23 protein-coding genes and 1 pseudogene are annotated in these 23259 nt (G+C 73.2%); 10 read left to right on the top strand and 14 right to left on the bottom strand.

Features of this window, described 5'->3' with window-relative positions; translation table 11 throughout:
• Nucleotides 1–29 precede the first annotated feature (29 nt).
• Nucleotides 30–632 carry an XRE family transcriptional regulator gene (locus ABZ234_RS11255; RefSeq protein ID WP_267950154.1) on the bottom strand — a complete coding sequence of 201 codons (603 nt, stop codon included), beginning with the start codon at nucleotides 630–632 and terminating at the stop codon, nucleotides 30–32.
• Between the two features lie 58 nt (nucleotides 633–690).
• A complete protein-coding gene (locus ABZ234_RS11250; protein ID WP_344175381.1) occupies nucleotides 691–2067 on the bottom strand; it encodes an FAD-linked oxidase C-terminal domain-containing protein in 1377 nt (458 codons plus the stop codon).
• A 227-nt stretch (nucleotides 2068–2294) separates the two neighbouring features.
• On the opposite strand from ABZ234_RS11250, the gene ABZ234_RS11245 reads away from it, so the two are divergent.
• Together ABZ234_RS11245 and ABZ234_RS11240 are read left to right on the top strand one after the other, a co-directional pair.
• The gene (locus tag ABZ234_RS11245) at nucleotides 2295–3035 is read left to right on the top strand and encodes an NAD(P)H-binding protein (protein ID WP_355011891.1); all 741 of its coding nucleotides are present in this window, start codon (nucleotides 2295–2297) and stop codon (nucleotides 3033–3035) included.
• A 146-nt stretch (nucleotides 3036–3181) separates the two neighbouring features.
• Nucleotides 3182–3607 carry a DNA-binding protein gene (locus ABZ234_RS11240; RefSeq protein WP_344175377.1) on the top strand — a complete coding sequence of 142 codons (426 nt, stop codon included), beginning with the start codon at nucleotides 3182–3184 and terminating at the stop codon, nucleotides 3605–3607.
• 42 nt (nucleotides 3608–3649) lie between these two features.
• Here ABZ234_RS11240 and ABZ234_RS11235 read toward each other — a convergent pair whose 3' ends face one another.
• Complete coding sequence (locus tag ABZ234_RS11235; protein ID WP_344175375.1) at nucleotides 3650–4960, bottom strand: FAD-binding oxidoreductase; 1311 nt, start codon at nucleotides 4958–4960, stop codon at nucleotides 3650–3652.
• A gap of 100 nt (nucleotides 4961–5060) precedes the next feature.
• On the opposite strand from ABZ234_RS11235, the gene ABZ234_RS11230 reads away from it, so the two are divergent.
• A complete protein-coding gene (locus ABZ234_RS11230) occupies nucleotides 5061–5933 on the top strand; it encodes a sigma-70 family RNA polymerase sigma factor (protein ID WP_267950159.1) in 873 nt (290 codons plus the stop codon).
• Nucleotides 5934–5998: 65 nt separating this feature from the next.
• On the opposite strand, the gene ABZ234_RS11225 is transcribed toward ABZ234_RS11230, so the two are convergent.
• Nucleotides 5999–6541 carry an MOSC domain-containing protein gene (locus tag ABZ234_RS11225; protein WP_355011890.1) on the bottom strand — a complete coding sequence of 181 codons (543 nt, stop codon included), beginning with the start codon at nucleotides 6539–6541 and terminating at the stop codon, nucleotides 5999–6001.
• An 87-nt stretch (nucleotides 6542–6628) separates the two neighbouring features.
• On the bottom strand, nucleotides 6629–7480 hold the full coding sequence (locus ABZ234_RS11220; RefSeq protein ID WP_355011889.1) for a helix-turn-helix domain-containing protein: 852 nt from the start codon (nucleotides 7478–7480) through the stop codon (nucleotides 6629–6631).
• A 100-nt stretch (nucleotides 7481–7580) separates the two neighbouring features.
• Between ABZ234_RS11220 and ABZ234_RS11215 the strand changes: the two genes are divergently transcribed.
• On the top strand, nucleotides 7581–7706 hold the full coding sequence (locus ABZ234_RS11215; RefSeq protein WP_355011888.1) for a hypothetical protein: 126 nt from the start codon (nucleotides 7581–7583) through the stop codon (nucleotides 7704–7706).
• A complete protein-coding gene (locus ABZ234_RS11210) occupies nucleotides 7706–8713 on the top strand; it encodes an aldo/keto reductase (protein ID WP_355011887.1) in 1008 nt (335 codons plus the stop codon). The genes ABZ234_RS11215 and ABZ234_RS11210 overlap by 1 nt, the downstream gene beginning before the upstream one ends.
• Nucleotides 8714–8801: 88 nt before the next feature.
• On the opposite strand, the gene ABZ234_RS11205 is transcribed toward ABZ234_RS11210, so the two are convergent.
• From ABZ234_RS11205 to ABZ234_RS11195, 3 genes are all read right to left on the bottom strand, one after another.
• Nucleotides 8802–9245 carry a hypothetical protein gene (locus tag ABZ234_RS11205; RefSeq protein WP_355011886.1) on the bottom strand — a complete coding sequence of 148 codons (444 nt, stop codon included), beginning with the start codon at nucleotides 9243–9245 and terminating at the stop codon, nucleotides 8802–8804.
• A 94-nt stretch (nucleotides 9246–9339) separates the two neighbouring features.
• Nucleotides 9340–10890: an MFS transporter gene (locus ABZ234_RS11200; protein WP_355011885.1), complete on the bottom strand. Its 1551-nt coding sequence runs from the start codon at nucleotides 10888–10890 to the stop codon at nucleotides 9340–9342.
• A complete protein-coding gene (locus tag ABZ234_RS11195) occupies nucleotides 10890–11453 on the bottom strand; it encodes a TetR family transcriptional regulator (protein WP_267950163.1) in 564 nt (187 codons plus the stop codon). The genes ABZ234_RS11200 and ABZ234_RS11195 overlap by 1 nt, the downstream gene beginning before the upstream one ends.
• A 396-nt stretch (nucleotides 11454–11849) precedes the next feature.
• Here ABZ234_RS11195 and ABZ234_RS11190 point away from each other — a divergent pair, with 396 nt between their 5' ends.
• On the top strand, nucleotides 11850–12689 hold the full coding sequence (locus tag ABZ234_RS11190; RefSeq protein WP_355011884.1) for an alpha/beta fold hydrolase: 840 nt from the start codon (nucleotides 11850–11852) through the stop codon (nucleotides 12687–12689).
• Nucleotides 12690–12839: 150 nt separating this feature from the next.
• On the opposite strand, the gene ABZ234_RS11185 is transcribed toward ABZ234_RS11190, so the two are convergent.
• Together ABZ234_RS11185 and ABZ234_RS11180 are read right to left on the bottom strand one after the other, a co-directional pair.
• Nucleotides 12840–13712, bottom strand: coding sequence for a class I SAM-dependent methyltransferase (locus ABZ234_RS11185; protein WP_355011883.1), 873 nt, complete (start codon nucleotides 13710–13712; stop codon nucleotides 12840–12842).
• A gap of 321 nt (nucleotides 13713–14033) precedes the next feature.
• Nucleotides 14034–14627, bottom strand: coding sequence for an XRE family transcriptional regulator (locus tag ABZ234_RS11180; protein ID WP_355011882.1), 594 nt, complete (start codon nucleotides 14625–14627; stop codon nucleotides 14034–14036).
• A gap of 12 nt (nucleotides 14628–14639) precedes the next feature.
• On the opposite strand from ABZ234_RS11180, the pseudogene ABZ234_RS11175 reads away from it, so the two are divergent.
• Nucleotides 14640–15410, top strand: a pseudogene (locus ABZ234_RS11175) (DUF4158 domain-containing protein).
• On the opposite strand, the gene ABZ234_RS11170 reads toward ABZ234_RS11175, so the two are convergent.
• Nucleotides 15397–16389: an aldo/keto reductase gene (locus ABZ234_RS11170; RefSeq protein WP_355011881.1), complete on the bottom strand. Its 993-nt coding sequence runs from the start codon at nucleotides 16387–16389 to the stop codon at nucleotides 15397–15399. The pseudogene ABZ234_RS11175 and the gene ABZ234_RS11170 overlap by 14 nt on opposite strands.
• On the opposite strand from ABZ234_RS11170, the gene ABZ234_RS11165 reads away from it, so the two are divergent.
• Nucleotides 16388–17131, top strand: a complete 744-nt coding sequence (locus ABZ234_RS11165) for a TetR family transcriptional regulator (RefSeq protein ID WP_355011880.1) — start codon at nucleotides 16388–16390, stop codon at nucleotides 17129–17131. The two genes, ABZ234_RS11170 and ABZ234_RS11165, sit on opposite strands and share 2 nt — an antisense overlap.
• Nucleotides 17132–17805: 674 nt before the next feature.
• Here the strand turns inward: ABZ234_RS11165 and ABZ234_RS11160 are convergent.
• Nucleotides 17806–18711, bottom strand: coding sequence for a response regulator transcription factor (locus tag ABZ234_RS11160; protein ID WP_355011879.1), 906 nt, complete (start codon nucleotides 18709–18711; stop codon nucleotides 17806–17808).
• Nucleotides 18708–19757 carry a sensor histidine kinase gene (locus ABZ234_RS11155; protein ID WP_355011878.1) on the bottom strand — a complete coding sequence of 350 codons (1050 nt, stop codon included), beginning with the start codon at nucleotides 19755–19757 and terminating at the stop codon, nucleotides 18708–18710. Before ABZ234_RS11155 ends, ABZ234_RS11160 begins: the two co-directional genes overlap by 4 nt.
• 270 nt (nucleotides 19758–20027) lie before the next feature.
• Between ABZ234_RS11155 and ABZ234_RS11150 the strand changes: the two genes are divergently transcribed.
• Together ABZ234_RS11150 and ABZ234_RS11145 are read left to right on the top strand one after the other, a co-directional pair.
• Nucleotides 20028–21245, top strand: coding sequence for an acyltransferase family protein (locus tag ABZ234_RS11150; RefSeq protein ID WP_355011877.1), 1218 nt, complete (start codon nucleotides 20028–20030; stop codon nucleotides 21243–21245).
• A 535-nt stretch (nucleotides 21246–21780) separates the two neighbouring features.
• Nucleotides 21781–22152, top strand: coding sequence for a VOC family protein (locus ABZ234_RS11145; RefSeq protein ID WP_344175343.1), 372 nt, complete (start codon nucleotides 21781–21783; stop codon nucleotides 22150–22152).
• Between the two features lie 169 nt (nucleotides 22153–22321).
• On the opposite strand, the gene ABZ234_RS11140 is transcribed toward ABZ234_RS11145, so the two are convergent.
• Nucleotides 22322–23200, bottom strand: a complete 879-nt coding sequence (locus tag ABZ234_RS11140; RefSeq protein WP_355011876.1) for an alpha/beta hydrolase — start codon at nucleotides 23198–23200, stop codon at nucleotides 22322–22324.
• Between the last annotated feature and the right edge of the window lie 59 nt (nucleotides 23201–23259).

The following is a 23259-nucleotide window of genomic DNA, read 5'->3' as shown; positions in this document are numbered from 1 at the left end:
CCACCACCGGGCCGGTTCCCCTTTCCCGCTCACTCCTTGTCGGCGGATCCCCTGGTGCGCGGGCGCACCCGCACGTGGGCGCGCTCCCCCTGGGGGCCGAACAGGCCCAGGTACTCCACCGGCTCGGGGCCGGGGTTGGCGAAGGCGTGCGGCAGGCGCGTGTCGAACTCGGCGACCTCCCCGGCCGAGAGCACCATGTCGTGGTCGCCCAGGACCAGGCGCAGGCGCCCGCTCAGGACGTACAGCCACTCGTAGCCCTCGTGGGTGCGCTGCTCGATCTCGGTGTGGCCCCGGGGCGGCGGATAGGTGACCTTGAAGGCCTGCAGCCCCCCGGGCTTGCGGGTCAGCGGCACGAACGTGATCCCGTTGCGGACGAAGGAGCTGCGCCGCACGCGCGGATCGGAGGCGGGGTCCTCCCCCACGAGTTCGTCCAGGGGCACGCCGTGCGCGCGGGCCAGCGCGAGCAGGAGTTCCAGGGTGGGGCGCCGGCGTCCGGCCTCCAGGCGCGACAGGGTGCTCACCGAGATGCCGGTGGCCTCCGACAGCTGGGAGAGGGTCGCCCCGCGTTCTCGGCGCAGGGCGCGAAGGCGGGGCCCGACCGCGGCCAGGGTCGGCGCGAGTTCGTCGTCCATGACCACAATCTGCCACAGCGCGGCCCCCGGGCAGGCCCCGGCCCGCCCGGCCCGCGGGTCAGGCGAACACCTTGCCCGGGTTGAAGATGCCCCGGGGGTCGAGGGCGTTCTTGACCGCGTGGTGCATCCGCACCACGTCCGGCCCCATCTCCCGTGCCGCGCCGCGCATCTTCAACAACCCCACACCGTGCTCACCCGTGACCGTCCCTCCCAGGGCCAGGGCCTCGTCCACGATCACCTCGAAGGCCTCCTGCGCGCGCTTCTTGGCCGCCTCGTCGCCGGCGGGGACGATGAACAGCGGGTGCAGGTTGCCGTCGCCCGCGTGGGCGATGTTGCCGATCCGCGTGTCGAACCGCTCGGCGGCGGCCTCGATCCTCTCCAGCATCTCCGGCAGCTTCGCCTTGGGCACGCACATGTCCTCGGTCAGCAGCGGACCGAGCCGCTCCAGGGCCGGGTAGGCCAGGCGGCGGGCCTCGAACAGCGCCTCGGCCTCCTCCTGGTCGGTGGAGCGCACCGCGTACACCGCCCCCTCGTCCCGGAAGCAGGACAGGATGCGCTCGGCCTCCTCCTCCCCGGCCGCGCCCGGCTGGTCGCTGCGCGCCAGCAGGAGCACCTCGCCCTCGGCGGACAGCCCCATGTTCTTCCAGGCGTCGACCGCCTGGAGGCAGAACCGGTCGATGAGCTCCATGGCCGAGGGGACCACCCCCGCCGCCGAGACGGCGGCCACGGCGCGCCCGGCGTCGGTGAGGGAGTCGAAGTAGCCGACCACCGTGTGCTCGGCGCCGGTGCGCAGGGGCCGCATCCGCAGCGTCACCTCGGTGACCATGCCCAGGGTGCCCTCCGACCCGACCATCAGCCCGCACAGGTCGTAGCCGGTCACGCCCTTGGCGGTGACACGGCCCAGCCGCACCACCTCCCCGGACCCCATGACCGCCTCCATGCCCAGCACGTAGTCGCGGGTGACCCCGTACTTGACGCAGCACAGCCCGCCCGCGTTGGTCGCCACGTTCCCGCCGATGGTGGACCAGGGCGCGGAGGCGGGGTCGGGCGGGTACCACAGGCCGTCCCGGGCCACCCGCTCGCGCAGGTCGTCGTTGACGACGCCGGGCTGCACCGTCGCGGTCTGCTGGACCGGGTCCACCTCCAGCACGCGGTTCATGCGCTCGAAGGAGACCACCACCCAGCCGTCCACGGCGTTGGCCGCTCCGGAGAGCCCGGTGCCCGCGCCGCGCGCGACCACCGGGACCCCCAGTTCGGCGCACAGGGCGACCGTGGCCGACACGTCGGCGGTGTCGCGGGGGCGCACCACGGCCGCGGGGCGCCCGTAGGGGGCCCATTCGGCCTCGTCGTGGGAGTAGCCCTCCATGACCTGGGGGTCGGTGACGACCTGCTCCTCCCCGATCGCTGCCGTCAGCCTCTCGGCGATCCCGGACATGGGCACACTCCTCACCGCTTCGCGCCGCCGCCCGCTGCGCCGACGCTGCCAGCACCCTAGCGCCGCGCCTTCCCCCGCAGGTCACCCGTCCCCCGGGCAACCGGCCGAACGGTCCGGCGGGGCCCTTCGGCGGCCGGAACACACACCGCGACGAACCACCGCGAAAGCACACGTACGACCCTGCTCCGGTGTTAGCGTCGTCCCCACCGGCCACAGAGGGAGCCATCATGAAGACAGTGCTGGTCACAGGCGGTACCGGAACCCTCGGCCGTGCCGTCGTGGAGCACCTGCGCCGGGCGGGGCACGGCGTGCGCCCCCTGAGCCGCCACCCCGACCCCGGGGACCCCGACGCCGTCGGCGTCGACCTGCGCACCGGCGCCGGCCTGGGCCGGGCACTGGAGGGGGTCGACACGGTGGTCCACTGCGCCTCCAGTCCCGCCGGCGGCGACATCGAGTCCGCCACCAACCTCGTCCGCGAGGTGCGCGCGGCGGGCACGGCGCACGTGGTCCACGTCTCGATCGTCGGCGTGGACCGCGTACCCCTGGGCTACTACAAGGACAAGCTGCTGGTCGAGCGGGCACTGGAGGCCTCCGGTCTGGGCTGGACGGTGCTGCGCGCCACCCAGTTCCACGCCCTGGTCCGGCGGATCTGCGCGGGCGCGGCCCGCTCACCGCTCATGCCGTTCCCGGACGTGGACGTGCAGCCGGTCGACAGCGCCGAGGTCGCCTCCCGCCTGGCACGCCTGGCGGAGGGGGCCCCGGCGGGCCGCGCCCCCGACATGGGCGGACCGCGCGTGGAGTCCTTCCGCGACCTGGCCCGCGCCTACCTGGAGGCGGAGGGGCTGCGCCGGCGGCTCCTGCCGGTGCGCCTGCCCGGCAGGACCTTCGCCGCCTACCGGGCGGGCGGCCACCTGGCCCCGGACAGGGCGGTCGGCAGGACCACCTTCGCGGAGTACCTGGCCCGCTGAGGACCGGGCGCCTCCGGGCCGGGGCCGTGCGGCGGGCGCGCCGACCGGTCGCCGGGGAACGGCCTCGGGGCCCGCCACCCCGACCGTGAACACTTGGTTGAAAAAAACTAGTTGACAACAACTTGTTCAAGTCCCATGCTGGGTGCATGACCGAGCAAGAACGCGACGACGCCTTCACCCGGCCCGACGCCCGCAACGCCCAGCGCCTGCGCACCCACCAGGCGCTCCTGCACATCACCGAACGCCACGCCGCCGGCGAGCACCGCACGCGCTGGGACGAGCAGCGCATGCCCATGCAGCCCTTCGACGCCCTGCGCCGCGTCGCCGACCTCGCCGCCGGCAGCGCCCTGCCCCAGGACGGCGAACCCCCCGTCGACCAGGACGACCTCACCGCCGCACTCACCCTGGTGCCCTGGGCCCGCGCGGAGTTCGACCAGCTGGAGGCCGGCCTGCTCCAGATGTCCAGGGGCCGCGGCATGACCTGGCAGGAGATCGCCTTCGGACTGGGCCTCGGCTCGGCCCAGGCCGCCCGACAGCGCCACGAACGGCTCTCCCGGCGCACCGACTCCTGACCGCGCTGCGGGGGCCGGCCGCGCGGCCGGCCCCCGCAGCCCTCAGCCGCCCACCGGATAGTTGGACCGCACCACCCCGTGCGGGTCGCGCTCGCGCTTGATCCGCCGCAGCCGCGCCAACGCCTCCGGCCCGAACACGTCGGCCACCGACTCCCCCGGGGCCAGCGCCGTCAGCGGCTTGCGTCCGCTCACGAGCGGCCCCAGGTCCGCCACCAGCCGCCCCAGGCGCTCCCGGATCCCCTGCGCCGCCTGCGCGGAGACGGGAACCCCCAGCGCGTACACGTAGTACGGCTCCTCCACCGCACCGAACGGGGTGGCCGACTCCCGCGCCAGAGCACCGCCCAGGTGCCGCACCTGCACCCCCAGCAGGGGCGCCGGCGGCTCCTCCACCAGAGCCCGCACCGCACCCCCGTCCAACCCCCTCAGCAGCTCCGCACGCGCCATCCCCGGCGAGGGGGCGGTGGGCTCGGCGGTGATCGACCCCAGCGCCGCCGACGACATCGTCCCGCGCCCGTCCCGCAGCGGCGCGCCCACCGCCTCCAGCGGCCGCAGCAGCTTGCGCGCCCGCTCCTCCCCGCCCAGGAAGGTGACGTCCACCGACACCGTCGGATCCAGCCCCGGGATCTGCTGGAGGTTCGCCCACACCGTCAACTCCTCCGGCGCCCCGGACACGACCTCGGCGAAAGCCGCCATCACCCGCGCCGCCGCCGAGACCGGCCACACCACCCGGCCCCCGTACAGCTCCGGCGCCGGGTACAGGTCGAACTCCACGGAGGTGACCACTGCGAAGTCCCCTCCGCCCCCGCGCAGCGCCCAGAACAGGTCCGGGTCCGAAGCCGCGTCCACCCGGGCCCGCCCGCCTTCGGCGTCCACCACCTCGAACGCCCTCACACTGTCGGCAGCCCACCCGTGGCGTCGGGCGAACCAGCTCAGACCGCCGCCCAGCGTGTACCCCACCACCCCCACCACCGTTGAACTTCCCGGCAGCCCGGTCAGACCGTACGCGGCGGCGGCCTCCTGCACCCGCCCCCAGGCCACCCCCGCCCCCACACGGGCGGTGCGCCGGACCGGGTCCACCTCCACCCCGTCCAGGGCCCCGGTGCGCAGCAGCACCACACCCTCCACCGCCCCCGAGGCGCCGTGCCCGGTGGGCTGCACCGCCACCGTCAGCCCGCACCGGCGGGCGTGGCGGACCAGCGCGGACACGTCATCCGCACCGGCGGCCTCCACCACCGCCGCCACCGGCTGCTCGACCGCCAGGTTCCAGGGCCGGGCGGCGGCGTCGAAGCCCTCCTCGCCCGCCACCAGCACCCGGCCCCGCAGCATCCCGCGCAGATCGCCCAGGTCACTCATGCGTCATCCTCCGTCGACATCGGTCACACCGGCTGACCCGAAAACGTCAGCATCAACAAGCGTCGGAACCACGACGAACCTGCACGGAAGAATGTGACCGGTGAACACCGCAGAATCCCTCGCCGCCCGTTTCCACGAACACCGCGGGCTGCTGCACTCCATCGCCCACCGCATGCTCGGCTCCCGCGCCGAGGCCGAGGACGCCGTCCAGGAGACCTGGCTGAAGCTGAGCCGCACGGACGCCTCGCAGATCGACAACCTCGCGGCCTGGCTGACCACGGTCACCGGCCGGGTGTGCCTGGACCTGCTCAGATCCCGTTCGGCGCGCCGCGAGGACCCCGCCGGCGAGGACCTGCCCGAACCCGCACCCGCCGCCGCACCCGCCCCGGACACCGACCCCGAGCACCAGGCGGTCCTCTCCGACACCGTCGGCACGGCGCTCATGGTGGTCCTGGACACCCTCTCTCCCGCCGAACGGCTGGCGTTCGTGCTGCACGACATGTTCGCCCTGCCCTTCGAGGAGATCGCCCCCGTCGTCGAGCGCAGCCCCGCCGCCACCCGGCAGCTGGCCAGCCGGGCCCGGCGCAGGGTCCGCGGGGGCGGCGCCGACGGCCGCACAGACCTGGCACGACGCCGGGAGGTGGTGGACGCCTTCCTCGCCGCGGCCCGCGGGGGCGACTTCGAGGCGCTCCTGCGGGTCTTGGCCCCCGACGTGGTCGTCCGCCCCGACACCGCCGCCAGACTCGCCGGCGTCCCCGCCGAGACCCGGGGCGCGCGGGCCGTGGCCTCCCAGGCCATCACCTTCGCGCGGCTGGCGGAGCAGGCGCGCCCGGCACTGGTCCGCGGCCTGCCCGGGTTCGTCTCCCTCAAGGACGGGCGGCCCTACGCCGCACTGGCGTTCACGGTGCACGGGGACCGCATCACCGGGTTCGACGTCCTCTACGAACCCGAACTCCTGGCCGGGCTGGCCTGACCCCGCGGGCCCCGACGGCGGGACCGCCCCCCGCTCCCGGTCACGGGGGCGGGAGCGGGCCCTCCTCAGACCGGCACGAGGGGGGAGTGCTCCCCCGCGGGCGCGCTCACCTCGACGGGCATGCCCGCTTCCACGGGGCCTCCTTCCAGGACGACCCCCATCACCCCGGCCCGGCGCACGATGCCCCCGTCCCCGTCGCGGTGGACCAGCCGCTTGAGCAGGCCCCCGGCGAACCCGTCGATCTGCAGGCACGGATTGCGCAACCCGGTGACCTCCACCCGGGCGCGGCCGCCGAAGCGCAGGACGGTCCCGGTCGACAGGGCGAGCAGGTCCAGCCCGCGCGTGGTGACGTTCTCCCCCAACTGCCCGGGGGCGACCGCGAAACCGGCCGCGGCCAGCTCCTCCAACAGCTCGGCGTGGATCAGGTGCACCTGGCGCAGGTTGGGCCGGGTGGGGTCGACGGCCACCCTGGACCGGTGCTTGACGGTGGCGCCCATGTGGGCGTCGCCCTCCACACCCAGCCCGGCCAGGAGCCGGATACCGGGAAGGACGTCCTTGCTGAAGGCGTGCACGGGGCTGCTGCTCACCGATTCCACGACCGGGCCCATGGGCGCAGTCCTCTCTCTCGGTCGCCAGAGCCCCACAGCCTAGCCACCGGGGGGGCGGGCGCCCCCGTGCCGGGGCGGCCGGAGACGCTACCCGGACACCGCCCGCAGGGGCACGGGTCCGCGCAGGGTGAGGCGGTCCAGGGCCGCGGCGGTCCCCTCGTCGGCGGGGAGGTAGACCACCAGGCGCTGGCCTCCGGCGTCCAGGCTCTCGTAGGACAACCGCAGCTCGCCCGCCTCCGGGTGCACCAGGCGTTCGAGGCCGGTGCGCCGGGGCACGGCGGGCGCCGCCGCGAGCCGGTCGGTGAAGGGCGCGCCGCCCACGATCTCCAGCTCCTCCACCAGGTGCGAGAGAAAGGGGTCGTCGAGCGCGCTCTCGGCCCTGAGCTCGGCGATCCGCTCGTCCGCGACGCCGTCCCAGTCCGGGTACACCTGCCGCGCCCGGTCGTCGGCGAACACGAACCACCACCGGTTCACCGGCTCGCCGTCCTCGTCCAGGAGCCCGACCGGGCCCGCCAGGCGCGCGTACGCGGCCGTGTGCGCGAGCGTCTCACCGACCCTGTTGAACAGCACCGCCGGGGCGGGCTCCAAACGCTCCAGCAGGGACACCATGGTGGGGCGCACCTCGCGCTCGGGAGGCTGCTGCGGGCACAGCGCCCCCACACCGGAGGCGGCCTTGGACAGGTTGCGCAACTGCACCCGATCTCCCACGGACAGGCGCAGCGCGTCGGCCAGGGCCACCAGCACCTGCCCGGACGGGTTGCGGTCGCGCCCCTGCTCCAACCGGGTCAGGTAGTCCACGCTCACCCCCGAGAGGGTGGCCAGTTCGGCCCGCCGCAGACCGGGGGTGCGCCGCCGCGGCCCCGCCGGAAGCCCCACCCGGTCCGGGGGCAGGGCCTCCCGGCGGGCGCGCAGGAACTCTCCCAATGCGTTGTCGTCCATGGGCCGAGTCTAGGATCGGGCGCCCCTGCCGTCCTGGCCCCCTCAGGGCCAGCCTCGCCACGGCCTTCCTCCGCGCCCGCCTCCTCTCCACACTGGCCCCATGACCTTCACACCGGACGAAACCGCCCACCCGCACGGCCGGCCCCCGGCGAGCAGGCCGCACCCGGCGGCGGACCGGCCCGCCCGCACCGGGGGCGCCGCACACGCGGCGGAGGGAGCCGCCTGATGCGCTACCGGCTCCTGGGCCCCTCGGGCCTGCGCGTCTCCCAGCTCTTCCTCGGAGCGATGACCTTCTCCGGGCCCGAGGAGGCGCGCCGCATGGTCGACCTCTACCAGGACGCGGGCGGCAACGTCATCGACACCGCCTCCGCCTACCGCGACAGCGAGGAGGTCGTGGGCGCACTCCTGCGGGGGCGCCGCGACCGGTTCGTGCTCGCCACCAAGTACGCCCTGCCCCGGGACCCCACCGACCCCAACACCGGCGGCACCCACCGCAAGAACCTCGCCCGCTCCCTCGACCGGAGCCTGCGACGGCTGCGCACCGACTACGTCGACCTGCTGTGGGTGCACACCTGGGACGAGTACACCCCCGTGGAGGAGACCATGCGCGCCCTGGACGAGGCGGTGCGCGCGGGAAAGGTCCTGTACGTGGGGGCCTCCAACCTTCCGGCGTGGCTCGTCGCCCAGGCCAACACCCTGGCCCTGTGGCGGGACTGGTCCCCGTTCGTGGGCGTGCAGGTGCCCTACAGCCTCCTGCGGCGCGACATCGAACGCGAACTGCTGCCGATGTCCGAGGCCCTGGGTCTGAGCGCGGCCACCTACGGCGGCCTGGCCGCCGGGGTGCTCTCGGGCAGGTTCACCGGCCCCGGCGCCGAGGCCTCCGGCCGCCGGGTCGACGCCGCCGCCCTCTCCCCGCACGAGCACGGGGCCGCACGCGCCGTACGCGAGGTGGCCGGGGAGGTGGGGGCGAGCCCGGCCCAGGTCGCGATCGCCTGGACCCTGGCCCGCTCGCACACCGTCCACCCGATCATCGGCGCCGGCACCGCCGACCAGCTCCGGGACAACCTGGGCGCGGTCCGGGTGGACCTGCCCGAGCAGGCGGTGCGCCGCCTGGACGCGGTGGCCGGGTTCGACCCCGGATATCCGGGACCCGAGGACAGGGGCGCGCGCTCGTGGCTGAACGGCGACAGCGAGGTGGTCCCGCCGTCCAGGAGCGGGGCGCAGGTTTCCTAGGGGCCGACGGTCCTCGCCCCAGGAGCGGGGTGAGGACCCGTGCCGAACGCGCCCGCGCCGCACGCGCGGGCCGCCGCTTCCACGCCCCTCACCTCCTGGCCGGGGCGTGGAAGCGGGCCAGGTCCACGGGCCAGGCGTCGGCGTACCCGACCCCGCGCTCGGGCGGCAGCCGCCGACCGGTGAGGGCGTCGGTACGGGCGACCGCGGCGACGCCCCGCGCGTCCAGCGGGTGGAGCCCTCCCCCGTCGAGCCGCCACCCGCACACGCTCTTGAGGGGGACGGCGCGGCCGTCGGGCAGGGTGTGGGAGGTGCGGTCGGTGAAGGTGCGCAGCACGGCCGTCCCGGGGACGCCGTCCAGGAGGGCCGTGCCCAGGGCGTCGACCACCTCGGGGTGCTCGACGCTGAGCACGCCCAGACGGCGCCGCAGGCAGGTGTAGGCGGAGGAGGTGGTGAGGAGGGTGAGGATGTGCAGGTCGCCGGGGGCGCCGTCCAGGAGCGGGTCGAGGAGGGCCCGGACCTTGTGGGAGTCCATACCTACGGAGTATGCGGGGTCGGAGGCGGCCGGAACCGGTTGTCCACAGACCCGGTTCCGGCCCTTCCCGCCCCTGTCCGCCCCCGGCCCGGGCTCAGTGCCCCTGGGAGACGTCCAGTGACCTGGGCGTGAGCACGAACACGGCCACCGCGGCGGCCAGCAGCGCGAGGCCGCCCGCCAGACTGATCTGTGTCAGCGACTCGCTGAAGGCCGACCGGGCCAACGCGGAGAGCTCGGCGGAGCCGGTCTCGGCGGCGATGTCGAGGGCTCCCCCGAGCGACTCCTGGGCGGCGAGCACCGTCTGCTCGCCCAGGCCGGTGCCGGTGAGGAGCCCCACGGGCAGCTCCGCCCGGTAGACCGCCGCGGCGGCACTGCCCAGCACGGCCACCCCCAGGACGTTGCCCAGGTCGTAGGAGGTCTCCTCGATGGCGGCGGCGTTGCCCGCCTTCGCCTGCGGGGTGCTGGACATGATGACGGCCGAGGCGATCGCCAGGGAGCCCGAACCCGTTCCGAGCAGGACGAGGGCGACCATGACCACCGGGTAGGACAGCGGCCCCGGCAGGGCGAACATCAGCACGAACCCCAGCGCGGCCACGAACAGCCCGCCCGCCAGCACGGTGCGGCTCCCCAGGCGCCGGGCCAGCACCGGCGCCAGAGGCGAGGCCACCGCGGCGCCCAGCGCCATCGGCAGCAGCCGCACCCCCGCCTGCAGCGGCGAGTGCCCCTCCACGAGCTGGAGCCACTGGGCGACCAGGAGCAGCATCGCCGCCATGGCGAACATGGAGGCCAGCGCGGCCACGGTCCCCGCGGTGAAGGACGGGGAGGAGAACAGACGCACCTCCAGCAGCGGGTCCGGGCGCCTGAGGCAGCGCACCACGAACCAGCCCAGCACCAGCGCGCCCAGGGCGAACGCCAGCAGCGCCGAGGGGTCCAGGATCCCGGCCTTGCTGAACTGCTTGATGCCCCACACCAGCGCGACCATGCCCACGATCGACAGCACGGTCGCCACCATGTCCCAGCTGCCCGGGTGCGGGTCGCGGGCCTCGGGCAGCAGGAGCAGCCCCGCCAGGAGGCCCGCGGCCATGAACGGCACGTTGACCAGGAACGCCGCGTGCCAGGAGAAGTGCTCCAGCAGCAGCCCGCTCACGATGGGGCCCACCGCCGCGCCCAGCGACGCGATGGCCGCCCAGATCCCCAGCGCGGTGGCGCGCTCGCGGGGATCGGGGAACACGGTGCGGATCATCGACAGGGTGGTGGGCATGATCATCGCCCCGCCCACGCCCAGCAGGACGCGCACCGCGATCACGGTGCCGGGGCTGTCGGCCGCCAGCACCGCGAGCGAGGCGCCGCCGAAGACCGCGAAGCCGGCCAGCAGCATCCTCTTGCGGCCCCACCGGTCGCTCAGGGCGCTCATCGTCACCAGGAGCCCGGCCAGCACCAGGGAGTAGGCGTCCACGATCCACAGCTGCTGGCCGGAGGTGGGCCTCAGGTCGGCCGAGAGCGCCGGCAGGGCCACGTTGAGGATGGTCATGTCCATGACCACCACGAGGAGGCTGCCGGAGAGCACCATCAGCGCGGCCCAGCGCCGGGCGGCCGACATCGGCCCCTTCCCGGTGGTGGCGGTCGGGGCGGGATCGGTTCCCATCAGAGCTCCGTGTCGGTGGTGGCGGCCCGGCCCATCAGGGCGGTGACCGCGAAAGCGAGTTCGTCCGGGTCCAGGGGGTCGTCGTGCGTCAGGGCGTGCAGCATCGCCCCGTCCACGTACAGGGCCAGCGCCCGCGCGGCCCGGGGGGTGGTGTGCTCGGCCAGGATCCGCACCAGCCCCTCGAACCAGCGCAGTGTCAGCGGGCGCAGGTCGGGCCGGTGCACTCCGGCCAGGTACAGCTCGGCGTCGGCCCGCACCCGGGGGCCCTGGCGCAGGTAGTCGTGCAGGAGCGCGGCCACGGCGGCCGGGTCGCCCCGGTCGCGGGCGATCTGCCCGGCGAGCTCGCGCAGGGCCTCGTCGGTGTCCTGGGCCAGGTGCTCCAGGGCCGCTGTGCTGAGGTCGTCCAGCGTGGCGAAGTAGTAGGTGGTGGCGCCCAGCGGCACGCGGGCGCGCGCGGCGACGCCGCGGTGGGTGAGGCCGGAGACGCCGCTCTCGGTGATCAGCGCGGCGGCGGCCTCGACGATGCTCCGGCGGCGCCCCTGGGGGTCGCGTCGGGCGCTCACCGCCGCACCGCCCCGGGCGCGCGGCCGTTCCTGCGGCGCATACGTGTATCCCTCCTGCCCCGGACAAGCTCTAGTACATCTGTACATGTACGAGAGTACTGGAACCCCGCACGCCCCCGAGGCCCTGCGGCGGAGGTGATCCCGGCCACTCCGGAACCCCCGCGCCCCGGTCGGGGTGCGCCACCGTGCGCAGTATCCCCGGCTCACGGGGCCGCAGGGGCACGACAGGGGCCACCGTTCTTCCACCGCCCTACTCTAATACTCCCCAAAACTCCCTTTATTGGTTCGCTTTTAGGGAAGTTTGGTTTACTTTGGTGGCACATGATCGTCTGTGTCGACCGGGGCCCCTTGCCCCGACGGACACGGGCGGCCGATCCGGGGAGGACCGCTCGACCCATGAGTGCCATCTACAAGACCGAAGCGGGGGAACAGGAGCTGCGCCGCCGCTACCAGGAGGAGCTGCGCACCTGGCCGGTTCCCGCCGACCACCTGCGGGTGCCCACCCGCGAGGGCGAGACCTTCGTGCTCGCCTCGGGCCCCGCGAACGCGCCCCCCGTGGTCCTGCTGCACGGATCGGGGGCCAACGCGACGATGTGGCGCCAGGACGCGGCCGCCTGGGCACGGCACTTCCGCACCTACGCCGTGGACCTGGTGGGCGAACCCGGCCTGAGCGCCCCCTCCCGCCCGCCCCTGTCCTCGGGCGCCCACCGGCTCTGGCTCGACGACGTGCTGGAGGGACTGGGACTCGTCGACACGGCCCTGGTCGGCACCTCCCTGGGCGGCTGGATGGCACTGGACTACGCCGCCCACCGCCCAGACCGGGTACGCCGCCTGGCACTGCTGTGCCCCGGGGGCGTGGGCGCCCAGAAGGTGGGATGGCTGTTCGCGACCCTCCTGCTGCGCCCCTTCGGGCGCCGGGGCCGGCGCCGCTCGGTGCTGGTGGCCACCGGCCTGGACGCGCTCTCGGCCGGACCCGCCCTGGACCGGATCAGCCTGACCTTCGAGCAGTTCCGACCGCGCACGGAACGGCTCCCGGTGTTCTCCGACGACACCCTGCGCCGCCTGACCATGCCGGTGCAGGTGAGCGTGGGCGAGCGGGACGCGATGTTCGACTCCGCGGGAACCGCGAGCCGCGTGCGAAGGTGCGTGCCGCACGCCTCCGTGCACGTCCTGCCCGGGGTCGGGCACGCGATCCTGGACCGGTCCGGGGCCGTCCTGGAATTCCTCCGCGCCTGACCACGGCGGGCCCGACCCGGGGCGGACACCCGGGCCGGGCCGTACAGGAGCCCGGCCACAGCCGGCCGGGGACCGGCCCCGCCGGCCCGCGTGGACAAGCGGGCCACCGGCTACCGGTCGGCCCGCCCCGCAACCAGGAGGAACCCGGGGTCAGGCACGGCGCGCGGCCCACACGGTGCGCTCGGTGCGCACCGCCAGGTCCTCGCGGCGCAGGATGCCGTGCGGGCTCCCGGCGTCCAGGAGCCGGTCGAGCGCGGCGAGGTCCTCCGGGGAGAGCTCCGCGGCCACGGCGGTGCGGATGCGCTGCAGTCCGCCGAGCGCGTAGCGGCCGACCGCCTCGCTGCGGGAGCCCTCGACGTCCACGGAGACCGTGCGCTCGCCCTCGACCGTGAACCCGGCGGCGGCCAGCATCGGACCCCAGTCCGCACCGCGGTGGGGCAGGTGCTCGGCGTACAGGCGGTCGGCCACCGCATGGCAGCGCTCCTCCAGGCCGGGCCGCTCCTCCGGGGCGCCCTCGGGCAGGAAGCGCGGGAACCCGGCCAGTTCGACGACGGTGAACAGGCCGCCGGGCGCGAGCGCGCCACGGACGTTGCGCAGGGCGCGGTCGGGGTCGGACAGGTGGTGCATCGAGGCCGACGCCCACACCAGGTCCGGTGAGCCGAGGTCGGGCCACCCGGGTGCGTCCAGGTCGGCCTGCACCGTGCGCACGCGCGCCCCGACGCCGCGGTCAGAGGCCTTGGCGCGCAGCCGCTGCAGGTGCCCGGCGGAGGTGTCCACGGCCGTGACGTGCGCGTCGGGGAAGCGCTCCAGGAGGGCGAAGGTCCCCGCGCCCGTGCCGCAGCCCAGGTCCACGATCCGGCGCGGGACGGTCTCCAGCGGCAGCCACGCGGTGATCGAGGCCATGTGTTCGGCGAGGACCTCGGCGTCCAGGTCGAGGATCTCCGCCTGGACCTCGGAGTCGTGCTCCCGGTGGTGCTCGTGCCGGGTGCCGTGGTGGGAAGTGTGCGAGTGCGCTTCGTTCATGCCTTCACCGTAGGACGGCCATGCCTCTGAAGCGCGATTCCTTCCCCGTTGCGCAAGACGATGGTCGGATGCGCGGCCCGACGCGCAAGACACGGGGGTCGAGGAGGATCGGTAGGGGATGGCGGCCTCAGGACCAGCCGGCCCACCGGTCGCCGGTGAGCGCCTCCGACGCCCGGGCCGCGCCCACCTCGCCGGGCAGGGCACAGCGGCGGGCGGTGTCCAAGCCGACATGATCGGCCCGGCCGCCAGAGCACGTCGACCGCCTCGCCGCCGTCGGCGGGGCCGGCCCCGCCGATCCGATGCCGCCCCGGACCGGTGAGCTCACCCGTCGGCGCCCCGACCCCCGGGGGCCTCGCCCTCGCGCTGGTGCCCGCGGCGGGCGTCGCGGTCGAAGATGCCCAGGATCTCGCAGGGGCCGCCCTCGGCGCCGATCGCGTGCGGCATCATCGTGGGGAACTCGGCAGCCTGGTTCGCCTCGACGCGGAACCGGCGGTGGCCGAGCATGAGGGTCGCGGTGCCGGACAGGACGACGAGCCATTCGCGTCCGGGGTGGGCGCGCATGCGCGCGGGGTTGTCGGGCGGCGGTTCGGTCATGCGCTGGCGCACCACGCTCATGCCGGGGTCACCCTTGACGGGCCAGCGCATCAGGCCGTGGGCGGCGTCGATCATCGGGCTGGTGACGATGTCGTCGGTGGCGGTCTCCACGAGCTGGTCCAGCGTGGTGTCCAGGGCCCGGGCGAGGGTGACCAGCTGGTCCAGGGCCAGACGGCGCCTGCCGTTCTCGATGCGGCTCAGCGAGGACTGGCTCAGGTGGGCACGGGTGGCCAGTTCGGCCAGGGACCACCCCTGCGCCACCCGCAGGGCACGGATGCGTTTGCGTACGAGACTGTCCAGCTCCCCGTCTTCTTGCGTCATGAGCAATAGCGTATGCCTCCGGTGCGCCCGGGGTCGTCCCCGTGGGCGCGGAGCCCGACACGAGGGCAAAGCCGAGACCCCTGCGTAGGGGGCCCGGTAGTTCTCGCGGAAAATCCAACGCCGAGCCTCCCCCGCTGGTCAGCTGTTCGCCGACGGTCACCCCTCACCCCCGACCGGAGTCCCACGTCGGCCACCCAGGTCTTCTCCGAGGCCGAGCCCGCCCAGCTACGCGCGTTCCCCGACACCGTCAGCTCCCAGGAGCTGATCCGCTACTTCACCCCGGCCCCCACCGACGCCGAGTTCGTCGAACACCGCCGCGGCGCGGCCAACCGACTCGGCCGGCGGTGCAACTGTGCACACTGCCCTGGCCCGGGTACGTGCCCACCGGCCTGACCGGGGTCCCCGCCCCGCCCCCGCTCCGGCCCGGCCCGGCTCCCGGGCAGGCTGCGCCTTCCCATCGGGGAGCTGCGCGCCCACGGCATCCGTGAGCAGACCCGCAGCGACCACCTGCGCGAGGTCGCCCGCCATCTGCGATGGCGGGCGATGAAGGAGGCCCAGGCCAAGGCGCTGGAGACCTGCCCGCTCGCCCGCGCGATGGAGCACGACTCGCCCACCGCCCTGTTCCGCGCCGCGTGCGCGCACCTTCGCAGCGCGTGTGTGATCCGGCCCGGCCCGGCGTGGCAGCACGGAGGACCGAACCGGGGCGCCGCCGCCCGTACGTCCACGTCAGCCGCTGCGCCTACGAGCGCACACGCGGGTGCCGACACGGTCAGTCCGTGGTGAAGCTGGACAGGGCCGCGGCCGGGAGGCGGCTGCCTGCCGAGCCGTGGGGAAGGATCTCCGTGATGCGGGCCAGTTCGGCGGCGGAGAGCTGGACGTGGATGGCGCCGGCGTTCTCCTCGATGCGCTTGGTGCTGCGGGTGCCGGGAATGGGCGCGACGTCCTCGCCCTGGGCGAGCAGCCAGGCCAGCGCGAGTTGGGCGGTGGTGATGCCCTTGGTGTCGGCCAGATTCTTGAGCTGTTCGGTGGCGTGCAGGTTGTAGGCGTAGTTCTCGCCCTGCCAACGTTCGTCCCAGCTGCGCATGTCGTCCGCGGCGTACTCGCCGGCGGGCTTGACCTGGCCGGTGAGGAAGCCGCGGCCGAGCGGGGAGTAGGGCACCAGGCCGATGCCGAGTTCCCGCAGAACGGGAAGGATCTCCTCCTCGACCTCCCGCTCGAAGAGCGAGTACTCGTACTGGAGCACGGAGACCGGGGTGACGGCGTGGGCGCGGCGGATGTACCGGGGGCCGACGTTGCTCAGGCCGAAGTACCTCACCTTGCCTTCGGTGATCAGTTCGCCGACCGCGCCGGCGACCTCCTCGACCGGGATGTCGGGGTCGGAGATGTGCTGGTAGAAGAGGTCGATGTGGTCGCTCTGCAGGTAGCGCATGCTGTTCTCGGCGACCTTGCGGATGTTTTCCGGGCGGCTGTCGAAGGCGGAGCCGATCGCCGGGGCGGTCATGTCGAAGCCGAACTTGGTGGCGAGGACCACCTCGTCGCGGAAGTCTTTGACCGCCTTGCCCAGGAGGATCTCGTTGCTGCCGGTACCGGCGCCGTACAGCTCGGCGGTGTCGAAGAAGTCGATCCCGAGTTCGTGGGCGCGGCGGACGGTCGCGATGCCCTCGTCGTCGTTCGAGGCGCCGTAGGCCATGGACATGCCCATGGTCCCCAGGCCGAGCGCCGAGACGCGCAGACCCTGAGAGCCCAGATCGCGGTGCTGCATGAGTTCACTCCCCAACGGTTCGCCGGTTCCACCCAGAGGTCAAACCGAACTGTTCGGTTTGACACTACGCGCCGATCACCGCAACGGCAAACCGAACGGTTCGGTGCTCTACCCTGGGGATATGCCTCAGTCTCGCGACTCCGATCAGAGCACAGCAGCAGCCGCCGTCGGCGACGCCACCCGCGAGCGCATTCTCAACGCTGCCATGGAGGAGTTCGCCCGCCACGGCATCGCAGGCGCCCGTGTGGACCGCATCGCCAAACTCGCCAGAACCAGCAAAGAACGCGTCTACGCCTACTTTCGCGGCAAAGACGCGCTCTATGCCGACGTCACTGCACGGGAGTACGTCGTCATCGCCGAGGCCACCCAGATAGACCCGTCCGACCTCCCCGGCTACGCGGGCCGCCTGTTCGACTACTTCGTTGCCCGTCCAGACCACCACCGCCTGATCACCTGGGGCCGCCTCGAACTGCCGGGCACCGCAGCCGGTGCCGACGATCCCGCCCAGGCAGCGATCGCCCGCAAGATCGACCAGATCCGCCAAGTGCAGCAGGCCGGACAGCTCGACCCCGCCTGGGACCCGACGGACGTCCTCGCCCTGGTGAATCAGATCGCCATGACCTGGGCGTCTCAGCCCGAACTCAGCGAGGCCGCCGCCGCACACGCCGTGGACCCCACCACCGCCGCCCGCCGCGCCGCGGTGGTGACCGCCGTCGAGCGGCTTTTCCCTCGAGCGCGCTGAGGTCCCCGACCTGCGGCAGCCCTGTCCGGACATCCCCCGAACGGCGCCGGCCACCCTTGCCGCTCACCGATGGGCACATCCTGCTGACGAACCAGCGCTCCCGGGGTCCCGATAAGCCGGAAAGGGGCAACGGTCGGCCGACCGCGACCACGGCACACCGACACCGGGGCGGCTCGCCGCGATGGACGCCCTCGTTCGTGCGGGCCGGTCTGGCGCCGTGCGGCGGTGCGCACCCTCGTTTGCTCAACCGGGTCGAGCGCTGAGCGTTGGATTTTCCACGAAAGCTACCGGGCCCCGTGCACGCGGGCGATGCCCGGCCAGGGGCCGCCAGGGGCCTCAGGGCACTGGGCCCCGCCCGTGTCGCCCCGTGACCGGCGTCCTTCCCATGGCGGCCGTCCCCCACGCCTCGTTAATAACGTTTCGTTGGTAACGTAACTCAACAACAAAAACCCCTCGAGCATACGAAACGAATCCCCAGAGGCCCCCGAATCCTCACCCCCGATAAGTGAACCTTATCGGCGGTTACCCCCGCGGGGGCGACCGAGGCCCCCGGCAGCCCCAACCAAGGCCCCGCAACGTAATTCAGGGCAGGTCAAAGGGCATCGAGAACGCGATGGGTACACCATCCCCTGAATTCACTGACCGCTGTCATGTCGCCGGGTGCGGGGCCCTCTTCACGCCGCGGGGGCCGACGCCCCTGGATCACACCCGTGCGGACCCCGGTGCGGTGAGCCGCCGGACGTGCGCCGGCGCACCCCGGGACCCGTGCTCGTGACGAAGACCGGCAGGCCCGGTCGGCTTCCGGGAGGCGAACCGCAGTGACCTCGCAGTGCACGACGGCCGGGCTTACCCCGACCCCGCGGGGGATCGCGCCCAGCGACGGGCCATCGGCGCGACGGGCCAGGGTCGCGCGGCGCCTGTCGGCCGGTCCCGAGAGCGGGATCCCGCCCTGCTGGGGGTCGGACGAGGCCGCGTTCCCAGCAGATGCGGACGGCTTGCGCGCGGTCGGCGGCTCCCAGCTTCGAGTACGTGTGGAGGAGATGGGTTTTGACGGTGGACTCGCTGATTCGCAGTCGGGTTGCGATCGCTCTGTTGGTGAGGCCGTCGGCGACGAGGCGCAGTACGTCGATTTCTCTGGTGCTGAGCTCGGTCTCCGCCTCGCGTCCGAGGAGGGCCGCGAGTGCTGCGGGCGCCAGCACCGGCCGGCCAACGGCCAGGTCGCGCACGGCACGGACCAGTTCGGTGCGCGATGCGTCCTTGAGCAGGTAGCCGTCTGCGCCCGCGTTGAGGGCGCTGCGGATGTCACGATCGGTGTCGTAGGTCGTGAGGACCAGCACTCGCGGTCGGCCCCGGGTCCTGTTCTTGACGAGTTCCCGGATCGCGGGGACACCGTCGCCGTCCGGCATGCGCAGGTCCATGAGGACGACGTCCGGTTCGGCGTCGGCGATGACAACCAGGCCTCGGGGGCCGCTGTCCGCCTCGCCGACCACGTCGATGCCGGGCTCGTCGGCGAAGACTCCGGCCAAGCCGTGCCTGACGATCGGATGGTCGTCGACGATGACGATTCGGACGGCGCTCATCGTGGCACCTTCGCCGCGATCGTGGTGCCGTGGCCGGGTTCGGATTCGACGATCAGATGGCCGCCGACTTCGGAGAGTCGCTCCTTCATCCCCGAGAGACCCCTCCCTCGAACTATCGTGTTGGGGTCGAATCCGACGCCGTCGTCCGCGACGTCCAGCAGCAGGGTGTCGGGGAGCCAGCTCAGCGTCACGGTGACCGACGAGGCCCGGGCATGGCGTGCGACATTGGCCAACGACTCCTGCGTGACCCGTAGCACCACGTCGTCACCGTCGCCGGCGACCGGGGCTCCGACGACGACGAGTTCGGCCGGCGTTGCCTGAGACGCGGCCCAGCGTGCGACGAGGCCGCGGAGCGCGCTGGTGAGATCGTCCTTGGCCAGTTGGTGTGGAGCCAGGGCGCGCACGGCTCTGCGTGCCTCGGAGAGGCAGTCCCTTGCTGCGTGCTCCGCCCGTTCGATCCCCGGCCGTGCGCTCTGCCCGAGATCGCCGGGGAGCGCCTCGAGCTGGCGGATCACTCCGACGAGGCCCTGGGCCACCGTGTCGTGGATCTCGCGCGACAGCCGGGCGCGTTCCTGAGCGACGCCCGCGGAGCGGGCCTGTTCGAGCAGTAGCTCGTGAAGGGCGAGGTTCTCCCGGTGAGCTTCGGCGAGTTCGGCGGCGACGCGCTCTCGTTCGTCCGCGTGCTCCTCCCGCAACTGCGCGAACCATGTCATCGCGCCGGCGAGGCCGACGTTGACCAGGAGCAGGGTGACGAAGACGAGCGGGCTGGTCGTCACGCCTGCGACAGCGCCCGCCTGGCCGAAGGCGCACAGCAGAGCCGTACCGATGATCCCTGCGAAGACGACACGTCGAGGCAGGAAACGCTCGACGTCGAGGAAGCCCAGAAAGGCGTAGACGCACAGAAACGGGTTGAGGGTGACCCCCGCCAGCAGGGTGAGGCCGTGCACGAGGTAGAGGGCCGTCGCCAGGCGGCTGCCCTCGTGCGCCCTCTGGTACACCAGTTCCATACAGACGCGGAGCACGAGCAGCACGACGATCGGTGACACGACCCGCAGCGGAGCCGGCTCCGCTCGATCACTGAGAAGAGGAGGGAAGTCTCCGCCGATTCCCAGGCTGATCGCGAGCACGAGGGAGAGCGCGGCGACCGACAATCCGATCCACAGCGCGGAGGCTCCCGCCGGGCCGGCAGATGTCGGCGCCGGGCCTCGCCCCGATCCGCTTCGTCTTGGCACCACTCGATTGTCGCCGTCCCGAACGACGATCCGCCGGCGTCTCCGCTCCACCGATCGGTGGATATCCGGCTGACCCGATGATCGATGTGCCGGCCCGGTGCGATCCGTAGCGTCGCTGGCATGACGACCTCCTCCAAGGAACCGGCCCCTGTCCGCACGGCGGAGCCCGCCGGCCGCCCGCAACGGATACACGGACTGGATGCGCTTCGTGGCGGTGCCTTGCTGCTGGGCATCGTGTTGCACGCATGCGTGCCGTTCATCGCGACCCAGCCCTGGTTCTTCCACGATCGATACACGTCGGTGGGACTCGCCGAGACGAACTTCGTCATCCACTCGTTCAGGATGGTGCTGTTCATGACGCTGGCCGGTTGCTTCGGGGCTCTGATGCTCGACCGGCGCGGCGCCCGGCGGTACGTAGGTGATCGAGCCAAGCGCGTCCTGCTGCCCATGTTCGCGTTCTGGCCGGTCGCGGTGTTTCCGCTCGGCCTGCTGGCGCTCATGTTCGCAAGCACCCATCCCGGTACGGCGCAGCCCGAGGTGACCGACCCCCTGGTCATGTTCGGTCCCGGTCAGCTCTGGTTCCTCCTCGTGCTCATGGAATGCATCGTGATCACCGTGGCGGTGCGCGCTCTGCTCATCCGGTTCATCGGGAGGGAACGGACGTCGGCGTTCTCCGAGCGGATGGCGACGCTGTTCTCGTCGCGCGCCGGCGTCCTCGTGGCATCCGTGCCCTACATCGTCGTCGTGTTGATCCAGGGGAGGCCGATGTCGGGGATCATCGAGCCCGCAACGATCGTTCCCGAGGTCGCCCCACTCGTCGGATACCTCGGCGCCTTCGCGGTCGGCTGGGCGCTGCGCCGTCGCTCCGACGCACTGGCCCGAATCAGCAGGGACTGGGCCGCGTATCTCACCGTCGGGGCGATCAGCCTGTCGATCATGCTGATCGCCCAAGGGCAGGTTCCGCTACCCATGGGTGCGGCGTTGGTCGCCCTCGGCGGATGGTGCGTGACCTACGGTCTGGTCGGCGTGTGCGTGCGCTTCCTCAACCGCCCCCGCCCGGCGATCCGGTACCTGGCCGACGCCTCCTACTGGATGTACCTGATGCACCTGCCGATCGTGGTCGCCATCGGGATGAGCCTTGCGGACCTGAGCCTCCCGGTCGCGGTCAAGCTGTCGATCACCCTGATCGGTTCCAGCGCGATGCTGCTCCTCACGTACCAGCTGGCCGTCCGCTGCACACCGCTCGGCGCCTGGCTGAACGGACACCGACACCCGTGGAAGAGCGCCGAACGAGGGGCGTGAACGCCGCTTGGCCGCTCCCGCGCTGCCGGTGTCCCAGTAGTTTTCGCGGAGCATCCGACGTTCGGCCCCCGGTCCGCCACAGCTTGCTCTGCGTCGGTCAGGAGCCTGTCACCGGGCACCGAGTAATCCGCGAGCCACCTACGCGGGCCTCGTGGCCGGTGTCGTACTCCTGGAAGCAGGTGTTTTCCGGAAGTAGACCTTCGGCGCGAAGGCCGCAGGGCCGACCTGCCAGCGCTGGGCGGCGGCCGAGGAGTCGGTGCGCGGCCGGGCCTTGAGGGAGTGGCGGGCGGCCTTGCACGTCTCGGCCGGAAAGCGGTTCTTCACCTACGCCCACCGGGTGGCCAGGTCGCCTCCGACCACCTGGGCGCGTCCGGCCGGTAGCGCTTGCAGGCCCTGGCGGGCCACCTGGACGCGGCTGTCCGGCACAGCAGGGGCAGCCGCCCACGGCCGCCCCCTTTCCCCGGCTCCACGCCCTGCCCCATGGGCCGACCACAGCAGGAGCCCACTGTCGGACCCCTCCGGCACAATGCGGCCCATGAACCCGTCAGCCGCACCAGCCCACCACGCCCTGAACTACGTGGAACTCACCGTCACCGACCTGCAGGAGGCCCAACGGTTCTACGCCGAGGCGTTCGGGTGGCGCTTCAACGACTACGGCCCCATGTACGCGGGCATCCGGGGCCCGGGGGAGGAGGACCACGAGGTCGGCGGCCTCACCACCCAGGGCCGGGTACAGCCCGGAGGCCCCTTCGTGCTGCTCTTCTCCCAGGACCTGGACCGGTCGGTGGAGGCGGTCACCCGCGCCGGGGGGCGCATCGTCGAAGCCCCCTACGCCTTCCCGGGCGGGCGCCGCTTCCACTTCGCCGACCCCAGCGGCAACGAACTGGGGGTATGGGCGCACTCCTAGGCCCACCGCCGGGGGCGGGGTCCGCACACCGCGCCGACCCCGGCGGTGGCACCCGCCCCCGGGCGTGAGAACCCCGCCCCACGGCGCGGCCCGGCTCCTCCTCCGCACCCCGGGGGCGGCGGCGCCCCGGACCCCCGGCAGGAGCAGGCCCTGCCGAGGGTCCGTCCCCCTAACGGGCCAGCAGGGCGCGCAGCGCCTTGACGACCTCCGCCGGGTCCTCCTCCGCCATGAAGTGGCCGCAGGAGACCGTGGCGTGGTGCAGGTCCCGCGCCCACCCACTCCACCGGGACAGGGCGTCGAAGCCGAGCTCGGACCCCCAGTCCTGCTGGAGCACCGTCACGGGCATCGACAACGTCCGCCCCGCCGCCCGGTCGGCCTCGTCGTCGGCCACGTCCACCCCGGCCGAGGCCCGGTAGTCGGCGACGATGGAGGGCACCGCCTCCCGGCTCGCCCGCAGGTAGGCGGCGCGCACCGGCGCCGGGATCGCCTCGGGGTCACGCGCCCACACGTCCAGGAAGTGGCCGAAGAACACGTCGGGCTCCGCGCCGATCAACGCCTCGGGCAGACCCGGCCGCTGCGCCATCAGGTACAGGTGGAAGCCCACCGACGCCGACACCCCGTGCATCACGTCCCACATGTCCAGGGTCGGCAGCACGTCCAGCGACGCCAGGTGGGTGACGGCGCCGGGGTGGTCCAGGCCCGCGCGGATCGCGACCAGCGCACCGCGGTCGTGGCCCGCCAGCGCGAACCGGTCGTGGCCCAGGGCCGCGGCCAGGGCGACCACGTCCGCGGCCATGGTCCGCTTGGCGTAGGCGCGCCCGTCGGTGTCGGCGGGCTTGTCGCTGTCACCGTAGCCGCGCAGGTCCGGGCAGATGACGGTGTGGTCGGCGGCCAGGTCCGCCGCCACGTGGCGCCACATCAGGTGCGTCTGCGGAAACCCGTGCAGCAGCACGAGGGGGCTGCCCGAGCCCCCCACGGCGGCGTTGAGCGCCACCCCCTCGGCCACGGGCACACGCTGGTAGTCGAATCCGCTGATCCTCGGTTCCACGGTTACCTCCACTGGTTCGGTTCTTCGTCCAGAGCATGCCGGGCGCGGATGAGCAGGCG

Source organism: Nocardiopsis sp. NPDC006198, assembly GCF_040613895.1.
GTDB classification, from domain to species: Bacteria; Actinomycetota; Actinomycetes; order Streptosporangiales; family Streptosporangiaceae; genus Nocardiopsis; species Nocardiopsis tropica.
This window is presented reverse-complemented; position numbering and strand designations above follow the sequence as displayed.

Coding starts and splice junctions, on each gene's coding strand:
- ABZ234_RS11160 (WP_355011879.1), bottom strand. CDS start 18,711: ATGAGCGCCGTCCGAATCGTCATCGTCGACGACCATCCGATCGTCAGG.
- ABZ234_RS11150 (WP_355011877.1), top strand. CDS start 20,028: ATGTGCCGGCCCGGTGCGATCCGTAGCGTCGCTGGCATGACGACCTCC.
- ABZ234_RS11210 (WP_355011887.1), top strand. CDS start 7,706: ATGCGCTACCGGCTCCTGGGCCCCTCGGGCCTGCGCGTCTCCCAGCTC.
- ABZ234_RS11185 (WP_355011883.1), bottom strand. CDS start 13,712: ATGAACGAAGCGCACTCGCACACTTCCCACCACGGCACCCGGCACGAG.
- ABZ234_RS11165 (WP_355011880.1), top strand. CDS start 16,388: ATGAGTTCACTCCCCAACGGTTCGCCGGTTCCACCCAGAGGTCAAACC.
- ABZ234_RS11200 (WP_355011885.1), bottom strand. CDS start 10,890: ATGGGAACCGATCCCGCCCCGACCGCCACCACCGGGAAGGGGCCGATG.
- ABZ234_RS11180 (WP_355011882.1), bottom strand. CDS start 14,627: ATGACGCAAGAAGACGGGGAGCTGGACAGTCTCGTACGCAAACGCATC.
- ABZ234_RS11240 (WP_344175377.1), top strand. CDS start 3,182: ATGACCGAGCAAGAACGCGACGACGCCTTCACCCGGCCCGACGCCCGC.
- ABZ234_RS11250 (WP_344175381.1), bottom strand. CDS start 2,067: ATGTCCGGGATCGCCGAGAGGCTGACGGCAGCGATCGGGGAGGAGCAG.
- ABZ234_RS11205 (WP_355011886.1), bottom strand. CDS start 9,245: ATGGACTCCCACAAGGTCCGGGCCCTCCTCGACCCGCTCCTGGACGGC.
- ABZ234_RS11255 (WP_267950154.1), bottom strand. CDS start 632: ATGGACGACGAACTCGCGCCGACCCTGGCCGCGGTCGGGCCCCGCCTT.
- ABZ234_RS11225 (WP_355011890.1), bottom strand. CDS start 6,541: ATGGGCCCGGTCGTGGAATCGGTGAGCAGCAGCCCCGTGCACGCCTTC.
- ABZ234_RS11190 (WP_355011884.1), top strand. CDS start 11,850: ATGAGTGCCATCTACAAGACCGAAGCGGGGGAACAGGAGCTGCGCCGC.
- ABZ234_RS11145 (WP_344175343.1), top strand. CDS start 21,781: ATGAACCCGTCAGCCGCACCAGCCCACCACGCCCTGAACTACGTGGAA.
- ABZ234_RS11170 (WP_355011881.1), bottom strand. CDS start 16,389: ATGCAGCACCGCGATCTGGGCTCTCAGGGTCTGCGCGTCTCGGCGCTC.
- ABZ234_RS11220 (WP_355011889.1), bottom strand. CDS start 7,480: ATGGACGACAACGCATTGGGAGAGTTCCTGCGCGCCCGCCGGGAGGCC.
- ABZ234_RS11215 (WP_355011888.1), top strand. CDS start 7,581: ATGACCTTCACACCGGACGAAACCGCCCACCCGCACGGCCGGCCCCCG.
- ABZ234_RS11245 (WP_355011891.1), top strand. CDS start 2,295: ATGAAGACAGTGCTGGTCACAGGCGGTACCGGAACCCTCGGCCGTGCC.
- ABZ234_RS11235 (WP_344175375.1), bottom strand. CDS start 4,960: ATGAGTGACCTGGGCGATCTGCGCGGGATGCTGCGGGGCCGGGTGCTG.